The organism is Bacteroidota bacterium (genome assembly GCA_016706255.1).
Classification (GTDB): Bacteria; Bacteroidota; Bacteroidia; order Chitinophagales; family BACL12; genus UBA7236.
Window position 1 is genome coordinate 782975 of record JADJJZ010000006.1, and the last position, 19483, is coordinate 802457.

Genomic DNA, 19483 nt, shown 5'->3' on the forward strand with positions numbered 1-19483 from the left:
TATCTTTGCAGCCGAAGTTATGTTATCTAAAAAAGCGAAATACGGATTAAAAGCCATGTTTTACCTAGGTAAGAAATTTGGCAAAGGCCCTGTCCTGATATCCGACCTTGCAGAAGAGGAAAATATTCCCAAAAAATTTCTTGAGCTCATCCTGCTCGAATTAAAGAAAAACGGGTTATTACACAGTAAAATGGGTAAAGGTGGTGGCTATTCATTAAGCAAATCGCCCGACGACATAACGGTTGGTCAAATAGTGAGGGTTTTGGATGGTCCATTGGCGCCAATACCATGTGTAAGTAAAACGGCCTATCGCAAATGTGACGAGTGCGATAATGAAAAAACCTGTGAAATAAGGAAAATCATGATGCAGGTGCGCGAGGCATCAGCTGCCATTTTAGACCATACCAGTTTAATGGAAGCACCAAAAGCAGTATTCACTGTAAATCGAAAAACTAAATAAATATCAAGCGGTACAGGTCATTACAATTTAAAAAAATAAATATGTATTAAAATATTCTACTAATTCGATAGAATATATAGATATTTGTGCCGCACAAAAAAACACGTTTATGAAATCGACAATTTTACTATTAGCAGTTATGTTTTGTATTACGGTTGGGGTAAAGGCTCAATCGGGCACACAGGTAGAAACTTACAATGTGAAAGTTTCTCAAAAAATTGAATTACGCGGATTAACACATATTCGTTACCAGCTTTTTGAAGATTCAACCAAATTTGATGCATTTGATTTAAGAAGAGCGCGTTTGGATTTCAGAGGAGATATTGCTCCGAAAATTGGTTACCGTTTACACACAGAGTTAGCCGGAACACCTAAAATTTTGGATGCGACATTTGTTTACAAACCATACGAATGGTTAAATGTGAATGTTGGTCAAAGCAAGTATCCTGTATGTTACGACAACTTATATTCACCATGGACATTATTAACAGTAAGCAGAACACAAATTGATAATAGTTTATCATTCCGTGAAAGCGATTTATATGGTAACCAAAACGGCCGTGATATCGGACTTTGGTTAAGTGGTAAATATAGTATTGGAAAAGAAGAAGCAAAACGCCCGCTTTTAGATTATACATTAGGTATTTACAATGGTTCGGGAATTAATGTTGCGGATAACAATCAGGATAAAGATATTTCTGCAGCATTGGGTATTTCTCCTGTTAAAGATTTATGGTTGTATGGTCGTTACCTAAGCGGTGTAGGACAAACTGTAATTCATCCGGGTGTAGATGCAACAAGAAGTCGTTTTGGTGGTAATATCTCTTATAAATACAAAAACTTTTTAATTGAAGGTGAATACCTTGCGGCATCTGACAAAAGCGATAGCTTAGGTTTACTGGAGCGCAATGGTTATTACGTAACCTTAGGTTATACACCAATTAAAGATAAATTGCAGGTAGTGGTTCGTTTAGATAATTATGATCCGAATACAGCTGTTGATGATAATATCACAAATAAGTATATTCTGGGAGCAAGTTATTTCTTCACAAAAAACACAAGAATTCAATTAGAATACGACCTTGTTTTAGAAGAAGCAGAAACACAAAAAGAAAACAATTTATTTGCAATTCAATTTCAGGCTGGTTTTTAATTGAATAAAAGGAAGGCAAAATTAATTGTTGGATAATACCTTTTTAAATATCTACTAAATATATAGAATAATTTAAAATCTTTTATTAATTTTTTATGGAAATTGCTATTGTACTAACCCTGTTAGTATTGGCTATTATTGCCTTTTCGACCGAAAAGCTATCGGTTGACGTTGTTACTATGACCGCAGTTTTGCTGCTGGTAGTATTTGGAATTATTGATTATAAGGAAGCTTTTGCGCCATTTGGCAGCGACTTTATTATCATGCTTGCCTCCATTTTTATTGTTACTTCTGCTATTGATTCATCCGGTGTTCTCGAACATTGGACCAATAAGCTGATGAACAGGAAGGGTGGGAGTCAGATGAAATTAATAATGCCGATGATTACCATTACCAGCGCTTTTTCGGCCTTTATGAATAATACTACGGTAACGGCGTTGATGATTAACCCGGCAATGGCCATTGCTAAAAAATCGGGAATTAACTTTTCAAAAATTTTATTACCACTTGCTTTTGCTTCCATTGTAGGCGGAACCTGTACTTTAATCGGAACCTCAACCAACGTTGCCGTTAATGCTTATTTAGGTAAAAACGGATATGCTGAATTTGGCATGTGGGACTTTACCTGGATCGGAGTTATAATGGTTATTGTAACATTGCTGTATATGGCACTGGTTGGTGTGCGTATGTTACCAAACCGACATAATGGCGAATTAACTGCCGAATATGGGGTTCGCGAATACTTAAGTGAGATAAAAGTATTAAAAGATTCTTCACTTATTGGTCAGGTAATTCACGATTCGGATATCAGCAAAATGGGATTTACTGTTTTGGCGGTAATTCGTGGTGACAGACAATTTGCACCAGGACCCAATGTATCATTCAGAGAAGGGGATATTGTTTTGGTGAAAGGCAAAATGCAACTATTACTTGCTGTAAAGAATACAAAAGGTATTGACATCGTAGCTGATACTTTAGATTTTTATAAAGCAGATGGTAAAGCACTCAAATTAACTGAGGTGGTAATTCCGGGACGTTCTGATTTAGCAGGGTCAACTATTGCCGAAATTGATTTCAGAAGAAAATACGGAATGGTAATAGTTGCCATTAACCGTGAAGGAAAAAATATTACCGAACAATTAAACAATATCGTAATTGAAGTAGGTGATATGTTATTAGTGCAAGGTTCAGATGATTCATTTACGAAATTAAAAAATCACCACGACTTAGTTGTTTTAAGTGCACATGAACCACAAGTTAAAAATTTATGGAAGGGTTATTTTGCACTTGGATTTTTCTGTCTCGCAATTATTATCAGTTCAATTAAATTTTTTAATGTGCACGTTTCTGTCGCGTTTATGGCCAGCGCTGTATTAAGTATGTTGGTTGGTGCAGTTAAACCCGATGACGCTTACAAAACAATTGAGTGGAAATTATTAGTGTTAATTGCAGGTATGACAGCATTTGGAACTGCTATGGGCAATTCAGGTGCAGATAAATATCTTGCAGGATTAATTGTTGACTGGTTTGGTGGTTTTGGCCCCCAGGGTATAATGCTGGGATTTATGGTATTAACCGTATTGCTTACACAACCAATGAGTAACGCAGCAGCAGCGCTTGTAGTTTTACCTGTTGCTCTGGAAGCAGCGAACACATTACACGTAAATCCGGTCAGTTATGCTATTGCTGTTATGTTATCGGCTTCAGTTTCATTAATTACACCATTTGAACCTTCGTGTATTTTGGTGTATGGACCGGGGAAATATAAATTTGTCGACTTTGTAAAAGTGGGTGGTATTTTAACTGCTATACTTGTTGCCATTATATATTTTGCTATTCCAATGCAATGGCCGCTATAAAAAAATAACATTTACCTAAAGGGCAATTAACTATTTAATTGCCCTTTTTTTATGCGTAAACGATAACGCTTTTTTAGTAATTCAACCCATAAAACTGATATAGCAGCAATACCAAAACAAATAAGTAATTCAGATATTTTTAAAGGGACAAACATAAAAAGTTTTTGAACCGGTTGAATATAAAGAGATGCTAACAAAATAGCAATAGAGATAATTAAAATCAAAGGCACTAATTTGTTTTTATATTTTAGAGTTACAAAAATGGATTGTAAGAATGAGCGATTAACCAATGTAAGTAAAAGATTACTAAATATTAAAATCGAATAGATACAACTGCGTACGAATGTTTGATCGTAGCCATTATGCATCAGAAAATAAGCAGGAGTTAAACAACCGGCTGTAATTACCAATCCTTGCAAAATACTAAGCGATAATTCATTCATCGAAAAAAAGTTTTGCTGAACTGTCCGTGGTTTTTTCAGCATACTATCGGGCTCTGCAGGTTCATTCTCAAAAATGATAGAGCAGGTAGGTCCCATAATTAATTCTAAAAAAATTACATGGATTGGATTAAAAAAATCAGTAAAATCCCAAAACAATAATAATGGAATTGTTACGATAAGTATAATGGGAATATGAATACTGATAATATAACGAATTGCTTTTTTCAGGTTCTCATAAATTCTTCTACCCAAAGCAACAGCCTCAACCATATGTTGCATATCATCATCAGTTATAATTAACGAAGCAGCTTGTTTTGCAGTTTCCGTTCCACGTTTGCCCATTGCAATACCAATATGTGCAGCCTTTAGTGCAGGCCCGTCATTTACACCATCTCCTGTCATGGCAACTACTTCACCATTTCTTTTCAGCGCTTCAACCACTTTTAATTTTGCATCCGGAAACATGCGCACAAATAAATTGGTTTTGCTTACTTCTTTCGACAGCGTTGAATCATCCATTTCCATTATTTCGTTTCCTGTCAGGGCAGCAGCTTCACTTTTTAATCCGATTTGTTGCGCAATGGCCAGAGCGGTTGCTGCATAATCGCCGGTAATCATTTTAACCTGAATGCCGGCTTTGTAAAATGATTCAATAATGGAAGCAGTATTTTTTTTAGGCGGATCATAAAATGCAATTAAACCTAATACATGATAAATAAATGATTCCTGTAAAACCGGAAATTTTGTTGTAGTATTTTCTACCAATGCAACAGCCAAAACGCGAAAACCACGCGAAGCAAATTGTTCTGTTTGTTGCATGATTATTTTTTTGTCGCCATCACTTAAATTGGATTGCGCCAAAACTGTTTCAACACCACCCTTGCACGCAATTATAGTTTCGCTTTTATCATTTTGATAAATATGTGTCATAACAGGTGGTGAACCTGACAATGGATATTCATGCACCATTTTAAATTGTTTGCGTAAATCAATACTATTTACAGTGCCATATGCATCATGAATTGATTTTTCCATTGGGTCAAAAGGATTTACTTCTGAAGCCCACATAGCGTATTCTAAAACTTTACCGGCTTCAATGGAATTATTTGTATAATCAAAAACTTTTTTTGATTCAAAATCATAAATCGCGGCAAGCTGCATTTTATTTTCTGTTAATGTGCCGGTTTTGTCGGTGCAGATTACTGTAGCTGCACCTAAAGCTTCTACCGTTTGTGGCGAACGTGCAATTACATTTTTTTTATATAAATGGTAAGCGCCTAAGGCTAAAAAAGTACTAAAAGCAACCGGTAATTCTTCCGGTAAAACAGACATGGCTAATGTTAAACCATGCAATAAACCTTGTAAAAAACTTCCTGTTGTGTAAAAATTAATTCCCCAAACAATAAAAAATGCAATTACACCTGCAATTACCATTTGCTGAATAAATTTATTCATTTGCTGTTGCAATGGCGTTTTGCTGATAACAATTTTGTTTAAACTTTCACCAATTTTTCCAAGCGAAGTTGTGCTACCAATAGCAGTTACTTGAGCTATACATGCTCCGGTAACAACTAAGGTGCCTTTATAAATTGGAACGGGCTCATCACCCGGTGATTTAAATACCGCTAATGATTCACCTGTTAATGTACTTTCATTTACTGAAAAATCATGTGCCTCCAGCAAAACAGCATCTGCCGGAATTATATTACCATCTTCGCAAACTAAAATATCATTAACTACGATATCGGCAATAGGTAAAGTAATAGTTGCGCCATTTCTGATAACCTTCGCACCGGCATCGGTTAATTTTTTTAATGCTTCTACAGCATTATTACTTCTGTTTTCCTGAAATAAAGAAATTCCGGCAACAAAACATAAGGCGCCAATCATGATAAACCCTTCTCCTGATTCACCTAAAATGAAATAAATAATAGATGCAACAACCAGAATAATGAACATTGGCTCCTTAATAATACCGAAAATGAGGTGCCATAATTTTTTCTGACTTACCTGGGTATTTTCGTTTGTACCAAATTTTAAACGGTTCTGTTGCACTTCCGGCTCCGTTAAGCCATTATAACTTTTATGCTCCATAATGATGCCCTGAAAATGTAGAACTTAAAGTTAATTATAAAGCAACTCGTACCAAGTGATTATTATCACCATTCGGGGAATTAACTTAATGCAATACACTTAAAGCAAATGGATCAATTTACCATCCGGAAATAAATTTAATCTCCCCCCCCAAAAAAAACACATATAAAATTTAAAATGCAGGCGTTATTTCCCTTTTCCCTGAAAAATGATCAGAACAGTGTAGAACATAATTTTAAAGTCGATGGCCAGGCTCATATTTTCAATGTAAAGCAGGTCGTATTTCATACGTTGCACCATTTGACTCACATCGCTGGCATAACCAAATTTCACCATTCCCCAGCTTGTTAAACCCGGTTTTACTTTTTGGAGATGTTTATAGGAAGGTGCAATTTGCGTAATTTGGTCAATATAATATTGGCGTTCAGGTCGTGGGCCAACTAGACTCATTTCACCTTTCAGGATATTAAATATTTGTGGTAATTCATCAAAACGCCATTTGCGCATAACTCTGCCCCAAGGTGTAATGCGTTCATCATTTTCGCTACTTAATGCCGGACCATGTTGTTCAGCATCGGTATACATTGAACGAAATTTTATTATGGTGAATGGTTTGTTATTTATGCCAACACGTTGCTGATAATAAAAAATTGGACCTTTAGATGATAGTTTAACTTTAATGGCAATAAACAGGTATAAGGGCCATAAAATTAAAAATGCAAACAGTGCAACCGTAATATCAATTCCGCGTTTAATTGTGCGTTGCCAGCGTGGCATTAAATCGGGATAAATTTCAATCAATACTGCACCGAGCACATTACTCATTTTCACACTTCCCGATAATATATCATACATATCGGGAACAATTTTAATTACAATATTGCCTTTTTCAGCAAGCTTATCAATTATTTCATTTAATAAATGATGTTCTGAAGTTTCAATAGCGATAATTACCTCATCTACATTTCTTGAATTAATAATGTCACTGAGTTGTTTTAAGTTGCCTAAGCAGGGCATGTATTTATCTAATTCGGAACCGTGATTGCCGTTTGCTTCCACATATCCGATAAATGCATAACCCAGCGATTTTTTGTAATGAATAATTTCCTGATGTATGGAAGCTGCACGCTGGTCGCTGCCAATAATTATGGTATTATACGCAACAACACCTTTTTGTAATTGCCGTTTTGCTCTGGTTAAAATTACCATGCGCAATAAAACCGTTACCAAAAATTGTCCGCCAAATAATAAAAAGAATATCTGATAATAATCGCGATAATCACTTACATAGTCATCCAGTAAAAGCGCAAAAAATATGATCAATACACCGATAAATGAAACAACAAAAGTTCTTGTTATTTCCGCCAATCGCGATTTGCGATAAATGTCGGTGTAAGATCCTGCTATAAAATGTAAAACAATCCAAATAAGCGGAATGGCGAATATGCCATAAAAGAAGTTTTTATCGTTAAATACCTGACGATTAATATCTACAGGTAAATCTTCAATCACAAATTTACGATACAAAAATAAACCGGCCCATACCAGCATTGCTGCTATATAATCCAACAGGATATAGGTGAGTATTCCGATTTTCTTTTTAAATCGCATTATTTCGACTGGATAATTTTAATATTGTCATACAAAATTTGAGCAGCTGTATCGAGTGTATTTATTGCCCTAAATTCGATGCCGTATGATTCCGGTTGTGATGCTGCAAAATATTGTAGACTTGGATTTAGGTTGATATAAATTTTATTCCAGTAATCTTTAGCTGTAACTGTGAGCACTTCATCATAAATGGAATTGCCGTTAACTGTTTTACATTTCATCCACACATTAAAAGGAATATCGCATTTATAGTCTAATTCCAAAAATAACTGATGATCAATAGTTGGAAAAAATAAAGGGTCACTTGTTTGCACATAAAAAGTATCTACAACATTCGTTAAATAACTTATGGCTGAACGGTTTCCTTCAAATACGAGTTCAGGGTCTGTTGTTGTAGTTAAAGTAGCATCCGGAATTACACTGTAAAAAGGATTACTGCTTTCAAAACGTTCCACCATTAAAAAAGTAATGGCAGATGAATTTTTATAATTGGTTGCAGGATGCAAAGTATCTGTTGCCCCCGCAGTCAGATTTCTTGTAATGGTATACGGATTGTAAAACGGATAAATCATTCCTGTTCCGGAAATTCCATTTTCTTTAATTCCGGGATAAACAATAATTTCTGTTGCACCCTCAGCCAAAATCGGAATTGTTGCCGGTAATTCAAAAGCACCAATAAATTCGTTATTGGCATAAACCCATGCATCCGGTAATTTGGACGAAGCGAAACCCTGAGTTTCTAAATTAGTAGTAAAGGTGAAATTATCAATATATACATAGGATGGTATTTGCTCATCAGGATTAATTAACTCACAACCAAACATGAACAAAGCAGCACATCCACTCAAAAACAACAATTTAATTTTCTGCATTATAACAATTTCAACTCGTTAATTTAGTTTGTTACCTGTAGGCAACATTTTTTTCAATTTTATGAAGAATCATATGTGCTACTTGTAAAGCACGATATCCATCTTCAATGGTAACCGGAGTTTCTGTATCGTTGATGATTGCTTTTGCAAACATTTCTAATTCCATTTTTATGGCGTTTCCTGCAACAATTGCCGGTTTCTCCATTTTTACGGATTTTTTCTTCGACGCATCTCCGGTATTTATTTCTATAGTTAACGCTTCATCACCGGGTTTAGCATCACTCATCGTTAATATTTCCGTCATATTTTCCCCGAAATCTACTGCAATATAAGCATCGCGCTGAAAAAGACGCATTTTACGCATTTTTTTCATGGAAATACGACTTGCTGTAAGATTTGCCACACAACCGTTGTCAAATTCGAGACGGGCATTTGCGATGTCAGGTTGGTTGCTGATAACCTTAACCCCGCTGGCGCTCACTTTTTTAACATTTGAATGCACCAGATGCAAAACAATATCGATATCGTGAATCATAAGGTCTAAAACAACAGAAACATCGGTACCACGGGGGTTAAAGGTGCTTAAGCGGTGCGATTCGATAAACATTGGTTGCAAATTAAGGTCCTGAATAGCCAAAAAGGCAGGATTAAACCGCTCCACATGGCCTACCTGAGCCTTCACATTGGCCTCGTGAGCCAAAGCCATGATGTATTTGGCCTCACTAACCGTATTAGCAAGGGGCTTTTCTACAAAAATGTGTTTTGCTTTTTTAAGTGCGGCCCGGGCACAATCGTAATGGGAAATGGTAGGTGTAACAATATCCACGGCATCGCACACCTCAATTAACTTATGAATGCTGTTAAACCTTGGTATGTTAAAGGTTTCTTCAGCATATTTGGCGTTAGCTGCATCCGGGTCAAAGAAGCCAACTACCTCAAAGTCAGATATTTCTTTCAGCAACCTGAGGTGGATCTTACCCAAATGCCCAGCCCCTAATACACCAATTTTGACCATAGTTTGATTTGGGGCAAATTTAATTTATTCATTGTGAGAGATATATAAAATACCAATTTAAATGTCCACGTTTTATTAAAGTTGTATGTGTAATAACACAGGATGCCATTTTACGGCATAAAAAATGCGCTATCTTCACTGCCGATTATCAATATGTTTTCAAAAAACTCCATTTTCAATAGTTTCCTGTTGCCCATTCTTTCAGGACTCATTTTATGGGCTGCCTGGCCGCCAATGCCATTTACTTTTTTGATTTTTATTGGTTTTGTACCCTTGTTTATTGGCGATAAAATGATTTCGGAAGCAGCAGCCCGTTATACCGGTTTTAAAACATGGTTGCTCATTTATTCCGGATTGCTTTTGTGGAATTTACTTACTACCTGGTGGGTAAGTAATGCAAGTTTGGCAGGAGGATTATTTGCCATTATTGCCAATCCGATTTTAATGAGTGTTCCGTTTATGCTGGCGAGAAATACGCGGAAACAATTTGGTGATAAAATCGGCTACCTCTCATTTATTGTTTATTGGATGAGTTTTGAATTTATTCACCTTCGTTGGGAATTAACCTGGCCATGGTTGTCTGTTGGAAATGTATTTGCACAAAACCATACCTGGATTCAATGGTATGAATACACAGGCGTTTTTGGAGGAACACTTTGGGTATTAATTGTAAATACATTAATTTATTTATTGATTAAACCTTACTTTTTTAAAACCGAAAATGCACTTCAGGGTAACAAAAAAAATATTTCTGCTTCGATAATAATTGTTGCATTAATAATCATACCTATAGGGATTTCAAAATTTATGTATGCGCATTATGAAGAAAAAGGTAAAACTGAAAATATAACAGTATTACAACCTAATTTTGATCCTTACACAGAAAAATTTGTAATTCCATATCGCATGCAAATGGAAAAAATGATTGGATTATCACTACAAAAAATTAGTGATACTACCGATTTTCTTGTTTGGCCGGAGACATCAGTGCAGGATGAAATATGGCTCGATAAATTAAAATATCAAAAGCCTGTCCGCGATTTACGTAAAGCCATTGATAGTTTTCCAAATTTAACTGCCGTAATTGGAATAAATGGTTTTGAAGAATATACTGATAAAAAAGACATTAGTGCAACAGCACGTATTCACATTAAACCAAGTAGTCCGCCTGATACCATGTATTACGATATTTACAATTCGGCATTAGCTGTAAATAGTGAAGGACCTGTCGGCTATTATAATAAATCAAAATTAGTTCCCGGTGTTGAGCGCATGCCTTATCCCGGATTTTTTTCATTTATTGGTAAATGGGCAATTGACCTGGGTGGTATATCCGGCAGCTTAGGGATGCAAAAAGAACGCACGGTATTTTTTAATAAAAATAATATTGGCGTTGCTCCGGTTATTTGTTACGAAAGTATTTTTGGTGAATATGTAAGTGATTATGTAACTAAAGGTGCCGGATTAATTTTTATAATTACCAACGATGGCTGGTGGGGAAATACAAATGGATATAAACAACATTGCCAATACGCAAAATTGCGCAGTATTGAAACCAGAAGATGTATTGCCAGAAGTGCAAACACAGGTACAAGTTGTTTTATAAACCAACGTGGTGATATATCGCAGGCTACACAGTGGCGCGAAGACGCAGTAATTAATGCAGACTTGCCGGTGAATACTGATATAACTTTTTACACTCAACATGGTGATTACCTGGCCAGATTTGCATTATGGATTTCCGGATTATTATTGCTATTTACACTGGGAAAAAAGTTTTTTGTAAAAAAGTAAAGCGGATGAATATATGATGCAGGAAAAAGAATTAGCACAGTTATGTAAATCGGTTATTGAAATTGTGCGCCCGGTCGGGAATTACATCCGCGAAGCAAGAAAAAATTTTACGGAAATAACTATTGAGAAAAAAGGTGTTCGTGATTTTGTTACTGAAGTAGATAAAAATGCTGAAATAGAATTAGTAAAAAAACTACAACATTTATTTCCTGAAGCCGGATTTGTAACCGAAGAAAAAACAATTTTACAAAGTGACCTGCCTTACAACTGGATTATCGACCCCTTAGATGGCACTATGAATTATGTGCATGGAATTCCGGCGTACAGTATCAGTATCGGACTGGAATATCACCATGAAATTATTTTAGGTGTAGTATATGAAATGGTGCATGATGAAATGTTTTATTCCTGGAAAGGAAGTGTATCATATTGTAATGAAAGGGTAATTCAAATTTCACCTTGTGCAACTTTACAGGATGCACTAATTGCAACGGGATTTCCCTATATCAGAACACCAGAGCGAACTACAAAAATTGCAGCAACATTAAAGTATTTTTTAGATAACGGAAGAGATATCCGACGCATTGGAACAGCAGCAACAGATTTATGTTACATTGCTTGTGGCAGAATGGATGTGTATTACGAAGGGTTTTTAAATTTATGGGATATTGCAGGTGGAATTATAATTGTAAAAAATGCAGGCGGATTTGTGAGCGATTTTTCCGGCGGGGATGATTTTACAAAAGGCCAAATTGTAGCCTGTAGTCCATTAATAAAAGAGGAAGTATTAAAGGGTGTTGCTTTAATGCCATGACTTAATTTGAATAAATAATCTCGTAACAAATTCAAAAATCATCGCGCATAAAAAAAGCGCAATCATTAAATCGCGCTTTTTATAATTAAATAATATTGTTGCTGTTAAACCATGAATGATACAATATGATATACTAATCCGCTTAATAGCATTGTTGCCGGAATAGTTAATACCCAAGCCCAAACAATTTTAGTTACAACACTCCAGCGAACGGCACTTACTCTTTTTGCAGCACCAACACCCATAATTGCACCGGTAATGGTATGTGTGGTTGATGCTGGAATACCGATAGCTGCAGTTCCGAATAAGGTAATTGCACCTGCAGTTTCAGCACAAAATCCACCCATTGGTTTTAGTGGCGTTAAATTATGTCCCATGGTTTTTACCACTTTCCATCCACCAATTAATGTTCCTAATCCGATTACGGTATAACACATATAAAATATCCAATCAGGAGGTGCATCAATACTTGTATGTCCGGCAGATGCAAGTAATAAAATGATAATACCGGCAGTTTTTTGCGCATCGTTACTGCCATGCCCTAAACTAAATGCAGCAGAAGAAACAAGTTGCATTACCTGAAAAAATCCATCAACCTTTCCCGGTCGCGTTCGCCTAAATGCCCAAAAAGTAATTATCTGCAATATATATGCAATCAGCAATCCGATAATTGGGGCTAATAAAATAAATACACCAATCCAGCCTATGCCTTTATGGTCAGGCTCGAACCATAATAAAGCACTAGGGCCTGCTTTAACTAATGCCGGACCAATTAATCCGCCAATTAAAGTATGTGATAAACTGATTGGCATACCGAATCGAGTACATAACCAGCCCCAGGTAATAGCACCAATTAATGAACAAAAAATAAAATAATTATCGCCATCAACAACTGCTTTATCAATTACACCACGACTCATGGTTTTAGAAACTTCTGTTGTTTGAAAAATCCATAACGCAGCAAAATTGAAAAACGCAGCCCAAATAACTGCCTTTGTAGGGCTCAACACCCTGGTAGCAACAATAGTTGAAATAGAATTGGCAGCATCGTTGGCTCCATTAATGAAGTCGAATACCAAGGCTAAAACAACTGTTATAATAATAATGGGTTCTATACCGTACATATTATGTAGTTTTTACGATGATAGACTCAATCACATTCGCGATATCTTCGCAACGGTCGCTTGCGCTTTCCATTTTTGCAATAATATCTTTGATTTTGATTATTTCAATAGGATCTTTTTCGTTAGCAAAAAGGTCGGTTAATGCCAATTCGAAAATGGCATCACTCTGATTTTCCACATTATTAATCTCAATAATCATTTTACGCAGCTTTTCTATATTGCGCATATCACGTAACTCTTCAATGGCAGCTTTTACTTTAACTGCGCCCTCGCAGATTAATTCAGCCATTTTTATCACGGCAGATGGCACATTATGTGGTTTATATAATTTAATACGTAAAGCCGCATCCTTAACATGGTCGGCCACATCATCAATGGTGGATGCCAGGTAGTGAATGTCTTCCCTGTCGAACGGTGTAATAAATACCGTATTCAGGTTATTCATAATTTCATGGGTAATCTCATCTCCAATATGCTCAGCATGCTCAATTTCCTTAATGATAGCCTCACGCTTCTCATTATCGGTTTCTTTAACACACTGCAAAAGCATGTTCGAAATGGTTACAATATTGTCGGCAGCCTTGCCAAACAGCGGGTAAAATGTCTTGTCCTTCGGTTGGAAGAATTTAAGTACTTTGTCGATTGACATACGTTCGTAGTTTAAGTTATTGTTAACGGGAGCTAAATTAAATGTTAATAAAATAATTATTTAACACAAAAGTCATTCTTCATATAAACATTACGTTGAATTAACATTGGCTTAATATTGGCCAAACCATTGATAAAGCTACACTTTGGCACTTTCAAAATTAAATAATCTTTATCTGAGCATAAAAGAAACAATGGCTTAATATTAACTTAATATACCTCAGATACCTTCGCCCTCATTAATACAAAGCTATGTTTAAACAAATCACATTCGTATTACTTGCTGCAGTTGGATTAGCCTCTTGCGGTGGTAACAAAACCGAAAACGGGCAAACTGCCGAAATTTCGGGAACAATATCTATCGACGGTTCAAGCACAGTGTTTCCTTTGAGCGAAGCTATGGCTGAAGAATTTGGCCTCAAAAACCCAAAAGCCAGAGTTACAGTGGGCGAATCAGGAACCGGTGGTGGTTTCAAAAAATTTGGTCGCGGTGAAATCGATATTTGCGGCGCTTCACGTCCAATCAAAGACAGCGAAAAAGCAGCTTGCGACTCAGCCGGCATAAAATACCTTGCTTTAGAGGTTGCTTATGATGGTTTAGCAGTTGTTGTTAATAAAGAAAATACCTGGGTAGATAAACTCACGGTTGAAGAGTTAAAAATTATGTGGTCAGCTGCTTCCCAAGGTAAAATTACCTCTTGGAAACAGGTAAGAGCAAGTTTCCCTGATGAACCACTTCATTTATATGGTGCAGGTACTGCAAGCGGAACTTTTGATTATTTCACCGAAGAAATTTGTGGTAAAAAAGGTGACAGCCGTGGTGATTATACTGCTAGCGAAAACGATAACACTTTAGTAACTGGTGTGGCCGGCGATAAAGGTGGTTTAGCTTATTTCGGAATGGCGTATTACGAAAATAATAAAGAGCAATTAAAAATTGTTCCTATCGATAATGGTAACGGAACAGGTGTTATCCCAACTCAGGAAACAGTATTGAATAAAACTTACGATCCCTTATCACGCCCACTGTTTATTTATGTGAGCGAAAAAGCAATGGCTCGTCCTGAAGTGCAGGCATTTGTAACATTTTTCCTTGAAAATGCACCTGCTTTAAGTAAAGAAGTTGGTTATGTGCCATGTGAAGCTGCAGTATATGAACAACAAAAATCATTACTGAAAACAGATATCGAAGGTCAAAAACCTATGAATTAATATTTTATCATGTTCAGGCAATACATTTGTTGCCTGAACAATTTTTTTTATTGTGAAGCGGAAAGAAAAGATAATAGAATTTTTTTTAGCACTTAGCGGTGCTATTACTGTTTTAACTACCATTGGTATTTTATGGGTATTGTTATATGAAACAGTTTTATTTTTTAAAGAGGTTTCATTTGTTGAATTTTTTACCGACACACAATGGACTCCACTTTTTTCGGATAAACATTTTGGTATTCTCCCGCTCATCTGCGGAACAATTCTTACAACATTTATTGCCATAATGGTGGCATTGCCAATTGGTTTAAGTATTGCAGTGTATTTAAATGAATATGCACATCCTAAAATCAGACAAACCATTAAACCGGTTTTAGAAATTTTAGCAGCAATTCCAACTGTAGTGTATGGTTTTTTTGCACTGACTGTCGTTACACCATTTTTACAATACCAAAATCATTGCGCGAAGCAAGTTATGGTTTAGGTGCTACACAATTTCAAACCGCTTTTGGTGTATTAATTCCCGCCGCTTCTTCAGGAATAATTGTTTCAATAATTCTTGCCATTTCAAGGGCATTGGGTGAAACAATGATTGTTGCAGTAGCTGCCGGTTTGGAGCCACGGTTAACATTAGATCCAACCGTTCCAATTGCAACCATTACAACTTATATTGTGCAGGTATCGATGGGTGATGTTCCACAAGGTTCACTCGAATTTAAAACAATATTCAGCGCAGGTATGATGTTGTTCCTGTTTACATTTGTGCTCAACACCATATCAGCAAGAGTGAAAAAGAAATTTTATCATAAATACGAATAACACAACAGCATGAATAATCGCTTAAAAAATAATATTTTCAAATGGTGGGCAATTGCATGCACTGCATTTGGAATTATTATGCTTAGTGTGTTTTTAATTAATATATTAATGGATGGTCTTGGTCGTTTAGACTGGGAGTTTATTAAAAACCTTCCTTCGCGTAAAGCAGAAAATGCGGGTATTTATACTGCCATAATGGGAACTGTATGGATATTGGGATTAACTGCATTAATTGCAATACCTGTTGGTGTAGCTGCGGGAATTTATTTGGAGGAATATGGTAAAAAATCGCGACTGGCAAATATTTTAGAAATTAATATCACCAACCTCGCGGGTATACCTTCTATTATTTATGGTATTTTGGGATTAGAAGTATTTGTTCGTTTATTTGGTTTGGGAAATAGTGTTATAGCAGGAGCGTTAACCCTATCGTTATTAATTCTCCCAATCATAATTGTTGCAACACGTGAAGCAATTAAAGCTGTACCTAAAACAATTCGCGAAGCAAGTTTTGCATTGGGAGCAACAAAATGGCAAACTATTTCACAACAAATATTACCTGCTGCAGGCGGTGGAATTGTAACCGGTGTAATTTTAGCTTTGTCGCGAGCAGTTGGCGAAACAGCTCCGTTAATTGTGGTGGGGGCATTAACTTATGTGCCGTTTGCACCTAAAACACCTATGGACCAATACTCTGTATTGCCTATGCAAATATTTAACTGGATTAGTCGCCCCGAAAAAGAATTTGCAATAAATGCCGCTGCAGCAATTATTGTTTTATTGATGATTACATTTATTATGAACGGTTTTGCTATTTATTTGCGCAACCGTTGGCAGAAAAAGGTTAAGTGGTAACATTATGAATTATAAATTAACAGCAGATAATGTAAATGTGTGGTATGGAAATTTTCATGCCTTGAAAGATATTTCCATGCGCATCCGACAAAATACCGTAACGGCATTTATCGGACCAAGTGGTTGTGGTAAATCTACATTTCTCCGTTTATTAAATCGTATGAACGATTATATCGACGGGTTCACTATGGATGGTCATATTTTAATTGATGAAAAAAATATTTATGCCAAACGTGTTCGTGTAGAAGAGCTGCGGAAAGAAGTGGGCATGGTATTTCAAAAACCAAATCCTTTTCCAAAAACCATTTTTGAGAATGTTGTTTATGGATTAACGATCAGAGGTGTAAAGGATAAAAAAACACTTGAAGAAGCTTGCGAAAGTTCATTGCGCCAGGCTGCTTTATGGGATGAAGTAAAAGATAACCTTAAAAAATCAGCTTTAGCATTAAGTGGCGGCCAACAACAACGTTTATGTATTGCCAGAACACTTGCGGTTAAACCAACTGTAATCTTAATGGATGAACCGGCATCTGCGCTCGACCCTATTTCAACTGCTAAAATTGAAGAGCTCATTGCTGAACTTAAACAACATTATACCATAATTATCGTTACACATAATATGCAACAGGCTGCTCGTATTAGCGACCGGACTGCATTTTTTTATTTGGGGGAATTAATTGAGTTTGATACTACAGTAAATATTTTCACTGCACCAAAAGAAGAAAAAACACAGAGTTATATTACCGGTCGATTCGGTTGATTTTATATCATCATTTAAATAATAAACAATGTCGCAAATAGATAATCCCGTTCACAATTTAAAAGCAGAATTGGAACAAATGTTTCAGTTGGTTTCTACACAATTAACCAAAGCAAAAGAAGCATTAACTAAATTCGATAAAGACCTTGCCCGAGAAGTTATTCAAATTGAAAAACGTGTAAACGGACAAGAATTACAAATTGACCGTATTGCGGAAAATTTTATTGCATTGTATTCTCCGGTGGCAATCGACCTCCGCTTTGTGCTTGCTGTACTTAAAATAAATAATAACCTTGAACGCATTGGCGATATTGCAGAAGGTATTTCCAAATACATCATTGAATCCAGCAGTCCACTTGATCAAAAATTAATGGAAGAAAGTAATGTGATTCCAATGTATGAAGCAGCAGTCCGCATGCTCGAAGAAACAAAAATGGCTTTCGAAAACGAAGATACCTTAATCGCAAGAAAAATTTTTAAAAGCGACGACTATCTTGACCATATTAATATAGAAGCCATCCACAATTTAACAGAAGGTATGAAAAGTGATCCTTCTAAAATTACAGATGCACTATATATCATTTCTATCATCCGCAAACTCGAACGCATCGGCGATCAGTTAAAAAACATCGCAGAAGAAATTATTTTCTACATAGAAGCAAAAGTGCTCAAACACGCGAAATTGAAATAATTATTTATTTCGATTACAGTTTAATGAGTGCGTAAATAATAGCCTTCCGTGCTTGACCCATGTATATTTTATTGGTTACATTTGTATAACTAATACTTGAGTATTTAATTTATAGTAATAATAAAATTTATACTATCTCCGCGAACACCGCATGTATTTCCTCTGCGTTTCTCTGCGGTTTCGGCTGTTTAATTGGTACATCGTTACATTATCAAATTAATTTAATCTTTAGCTTCGCCCATTCATTAAGTGACCAAAACCACTAAGGCTCCAAGGCCTCTAAGAAACGCTAAGTATAATTAACTTACTTTTAAACTCTTTACAATTTTGTTCAATCTTGATTCTCGGTAGCTATCGAGATTGTTCAATTTTGTTTCAATTTTGTTCAATAAAAAAAATCGACTCAACTTGCGCAATCATAAATCCCTCCATTCAATTTTGCTTCAATTCTATTTAATTTTGCTCAATCCATAAATCAAAATCCTCGAGCGGCTTTTGCTACTTTGCAGTCACAGCTGTTTATTTAGTACACTAATCAACACATTACCCGGCTGTTTAATCAGCACATTATCTCCCTCAGCCGCTATTTTCCCTAAAATTCCCTTAAAGCAGTCCTAAAAATATTAATCAAAATTAAATCCAACTTCCCAACCACCTCGTAAATAGTTGCAAATAAATTATTCAACTATTAAAATGTATAAAATGAAAAAAGTATCACAATTTTTAGCAGTAGTAGCATTGGCTTTTGTTTCAAATATCACCATTGCTCAAACAGTAACAGTAGGTGGAGAAGCAATGTATCCTAAAAAAGATATTATTGACAACGCAGTAAAATCAAAAGACCACACCACATTAGTAGCAGCAGTTCAGGCAGCAGGTTTGGTAGAAACATTAAAATCTGCAGGTCCTTTCACCGTATTCGCTCCGGTAAACGATGCGTTTGAAAACTTACCGGAAGGAACAGTTACCACTTTGTTAAAACCTGAAAACAAAAGCATGTTAACATCAGTTTTAACTTACCACGTTGTTGCAGGTAAACTCGACTTTAATGCAATTGCGAAATTAATTAAAGAAGGAAACGGCATGGCAACATTAACAACCGTAAGTGGTGGAAAATTATATGCTATGATGAATGGCGAACATAATATCCAGTTAAAAGACGAAAACGGCAACCTCATCAATATTACAACATACGATGTATATCAAAGTAACGGTGTAATCCACGTAATCGACCGTGTAGCTTTACCTAAATAAGTATT

The 19483-nt window shown here is 35.9% G+C and carries 16 protein-coding genes and 1 pseudogene; 11 read left to right on the top strand and 6 right to left on the bottom strand.

Translation table 11 applies throughout. The features are described from left to right. The first annotated feature begins 19 nt into the window (after positions 1–19). From IPI65_12000 to IPI65_12010, 3 genes are all read left to right on the top strand, one after another. On the top strand, positions 20–460 hold the full coding sequence (locus IPI65_12000) for an Rrf2 family transcriptional regulator (GenBank protein ID MBK7442236.1): 441 nt from the start codon (positions 20–22) through the stop codon (positions 458–460). Positions 461–569: 109 nt separating this feature from the next. Continuing rightward, complete coding sequence (locus IPI65_12005; protein ID MBK7442237.1) at positions 570–1613, top strand: porin; 1044 nt, start codon at positions 570–572, stop codon at positions 1611–1613. A gap of 95 nt (positions 1614–1708) precedes the next feature. Beyond that, a complete protein-coding gene (locus IPI65_12010; protein ID MBK7442238.1) occupies positions 1709–3472 on the top strand; it encodes an SLC13 family permease in 1764 nt (587 codons plus the stop codon). A 26-nt stretch (positions 3473–3498) separates the two neighbouring features. Here IPI65_12010 and IPI65_12015 read toward each other — a convergent pair whose 3' ends face one another. From IPI65_12015 to IPI65_12030, 4 genes are all read right to left on the bottom strand, one after another. Beyond that, positions 3499–6009, bottom strand: coding sequence for a cation-translocating P-type ATPase (locus IPI65_12015; protein MBK7442239.1), 2511 nt, complete (start codon positions 6007–6009; stop codon positions 3499–3501). A gap of 186 nt (positions 6010–6195) precedes the next feature. Next, complete coding sequence (locus tag IPI65_12020) at positions 6196–7620, bottom strand: sugar transferase (protein MBK7442240.1); 1425 nt, start codon at positions 7618–7620, stop codon at positions 6196–6198. Continuing rightward, a complete protein-coding gene (locus tag IPI65_12025; GenBank protein ID MBK7442241.1) occupies positions 7620–8492 on the bottom strand; it encodes a hypothetical protein in 873 nt (290 codons plus the stop codon). The genes IPI65_12020 and IPI65_12025 overlap by 1 nt, the downstream gene beginning before the upstream one ends. A gap of 31 nt (positions 8493–8523) precedes the next feature. Beyond that, on the bottom strand, positions 8524–9507 hold the full coding sequence (locus IPI65_12030; GenBank protein ID MBK7442242.1) for a Gfo/Idh/MocA family oxidoreductase: 984 nt from the start codon (positions 9505–9507) through the stop codon (positions 8524–8526). Between the two features lie 153 nt (positions 9508–9660). Between IPI65_12030 and lnt the strand changes: the two genes are divergently transcribed. Together lnt and IPI65_12040 are read left to right on the top strand one after the other, a co-directional pair. Next, complete coding sequence (lnt, locus tag IPI65_12035) at positions 9661–11301, top strand: apolipoprotein N-acyltransferase (GenBank protein MBK7442243.1); 1641 nt, start codon at positions 9661–9663, stop codon at positions 11299–11301. A gap of 16 nt (positions 11302–11317) precedes the next feature. Beyond that, a complete protein-coding gene (locus tag IPI65_12040; GenBank protein MBK7442244.1) occupies positions 11318–12115 on the top strand; it encodes an inositol monophosphatase in 798 nt (265 codons plus the stop codon). A 104-nt stretch (positions 12116–12219) separates the two neighbouring features. On the opposite strand, the gene IPI65_12045 is transcribed toward IPI65_12040, so the two are convergent. Continuing rightward, positions 12220–13239: an inorganic phosphate transporter gene (locus tag IPI65_12045; protein MBK7442245.1), complete on the bottom strand. Its 1020-nt coding sequence runs from the start codon at positions 13237–13239 to the stop codon at positions 12220–12222. Between the two features lies 1 nt (position 13240). Then, positions 13241–13888, bottom strand: a complete 648-nt coding sequence (locus IPI65_12050; protein MBK7442246.1) for a DUF47 domain-containing protein — start codon at positions 13886–13888, stop codon at positions 13241–13243. Positions 13889–14139: 251 nt separating this feature from the next. Between IPI65_12050 and IPI65_12055 the strand changes: the two genes are divergently transcribed. From IPI65_12055 to IPI65_12080, 6 genes and pseudogenes are all read left to right on the top strand, one after another. Continuing rightward, positions 14140–15099: a PstS family phosphate ABC transporter substrate-binding protein gene (locus tag IPI65_12055; protein ID MBK7442247.1), complete on the top strand. Its 960-nt coding sequence runs from the start codon at positions 14140–14142 to the stop codon at positions 15097–15099. Positions 15100–15151: 52 nt separating this feature from the next. Continuing rightward, positions 15152–15918: pseudogene (locus IPI65_12060) on the top strand (phosphate ABC transporter permease subunit PstC). A 9-nt stretch (positions 15919–15927) separates the two neighbouring features. After that, positions 15928–16773 (top strand): phosphate ABC transporter permease PstA, encoded by an 846-nt coding sequence (gene pstA, locus IPI65_12065; protein MBK7442248.1) that lies wholly within the window; start codon positions 15928–15930, stop codon positions 16771–16773. A 4-nt stretch (positions 16774–16777) separates the two neighbouring features. Further along, a complete protein-coding gene (locus IPI65_12070) occupies positions 16778–17533 on the top strand; it encodes a phosphate ABC transporter ATP-binding protein (protein ID MBK7442249.1) in 756 nt (251 codons plus the stop codon). A 28-nt stretch (positions 17534–17561) separates the two neighbouring features. Continuing rightward, complete coding sequence (gene phoU, locus IPI65_12075) at positions 17562–18224, top strand: phosphate signaling complex protein PhoU (GenBank protein ID MBK7442250.1); 663 nt, start codon at positions 17562–17564, stop codon at positions 18222–18224. A 702-nt stretch (positions 18225–18926) separates the two neighbouring features. Continuing rightward, a complete protein-coding gene (locus tag IPI65_12080; GenBank protein ID MBK7442251.1) occupies positions 18927–19478 on the top strand; it encodes a fasciclin domain-containing protein in 552 nt (183 codons plus the stop codon). Positions 19479–19483: the final 5 nt, after the last annotated feature.

Bases quoted from the DNA above. Each gene is read 5' to 3' on its own strand.
- IPI65_12000 (MBK7442236.1), top strand. From the start codon at position 20: ATGTTATCTAAAAAAGCGAAATACGGATTAAAAGCCATGTTTTACCTA.
- IPI65_12005 (MBK7442237.1), top strand. From the start codon at position 570: ATGAAATCGACAATTTTACTATTAGCAGTTATGTTTTGTATTACGGTT.
- IPI65_12010 (MBK7442238.1), top strand. From the start codon at position 1,709: ATGGAAATTGCTATTGTACTAACCCTGTTAGTATTGGCTATTATTGCC.
- IPI65_12015 (MBK7442239.1), bottom strand. From the start codon at position 6,009: ATGGAGCATAAAAGTTATAATGGCTTAACGGAGCCGGAAGTGCAACAG.
- IPI65_12020 (MBK7442240.1), bottom strand. From the start codon at position 7,620: ATGCGATTTAAAAAGAAAATCGGAATACTCACCTATATCCTGTTGGAT.
- IPI65_12025 (MBK7442241.1), bottom strand. From the start codon at position 8,492: ATGCAGAAAATTAAATTGTTGTTTTTGAGTGGATGTGCTGCTTTGTTC.
- IPI65_12030 (MBK7442242.1), bottom strand. From the start codon at position 9,507: ATGGTCAAAATTGGTGTATTAGGGGCTGGGCATTTGGGTAAGATCCAC.
- lnt (MBK7442243.1), top strand. From the start codon at position 9,661: ATGTTTTCAAAAAACTCCATTTTCAATAGTTTCCTGTTGCCCATTCTT.
- IPI65_12040 (MBK7442244.1), top strand. From the start codon at position 11,318: ATGCAGGAAAAAGAATTAGCACAGTTATGTAAATCGGTTATTGAAATT.
- IPI65_12045 (MBK7442245.1), bottom strand. From the start codon at position 13,239: ATGTACGGTATAGAACCCATTATTATTATAACAGTTGTTTTAGCCTTG.
- IPI65_12050 (MBK7442246.1), bottom strand. From the start codon at position 13,888: ATGTCAATCGACAAAGTACTTAAATTCTTCCAACCGAAGGACAAGACA.
- IPI65_12055 (MBK7442247.1), top strand. From the start codon at position 14,140: ATGTTTAAACAAATCACATTCGTATTACTTGCTGCAGTTGGATTAGCC.
- pstA (MBK7442248.1), top strand. From the start codon at position 15,928: ATGAATAATCGCTTAAAAAATAATATTTTCAAATGGTGGGCAATTGCA.
- IPI65_12070 (MBK7442249.1), top strand. From the start codon at position 16,778: ATGAATTATAAATTAACAGCAGATAATGTAAATGTGTGGTATGGAAAT.
- phoU (MBK7442250.1), top strand. From the start codon at position 17,562: ATGTCGCAAATAGATAATCCCGTTCACAATTTAAAAGCAGAATTGGAA.
- IPI65_12080 (MBK7442251.1), top strand. From the start codon at position 18,927: ATGAAAAAAGTATCACAATTTTTAGCAGTAGTAGCATTGGCTTTTGTT.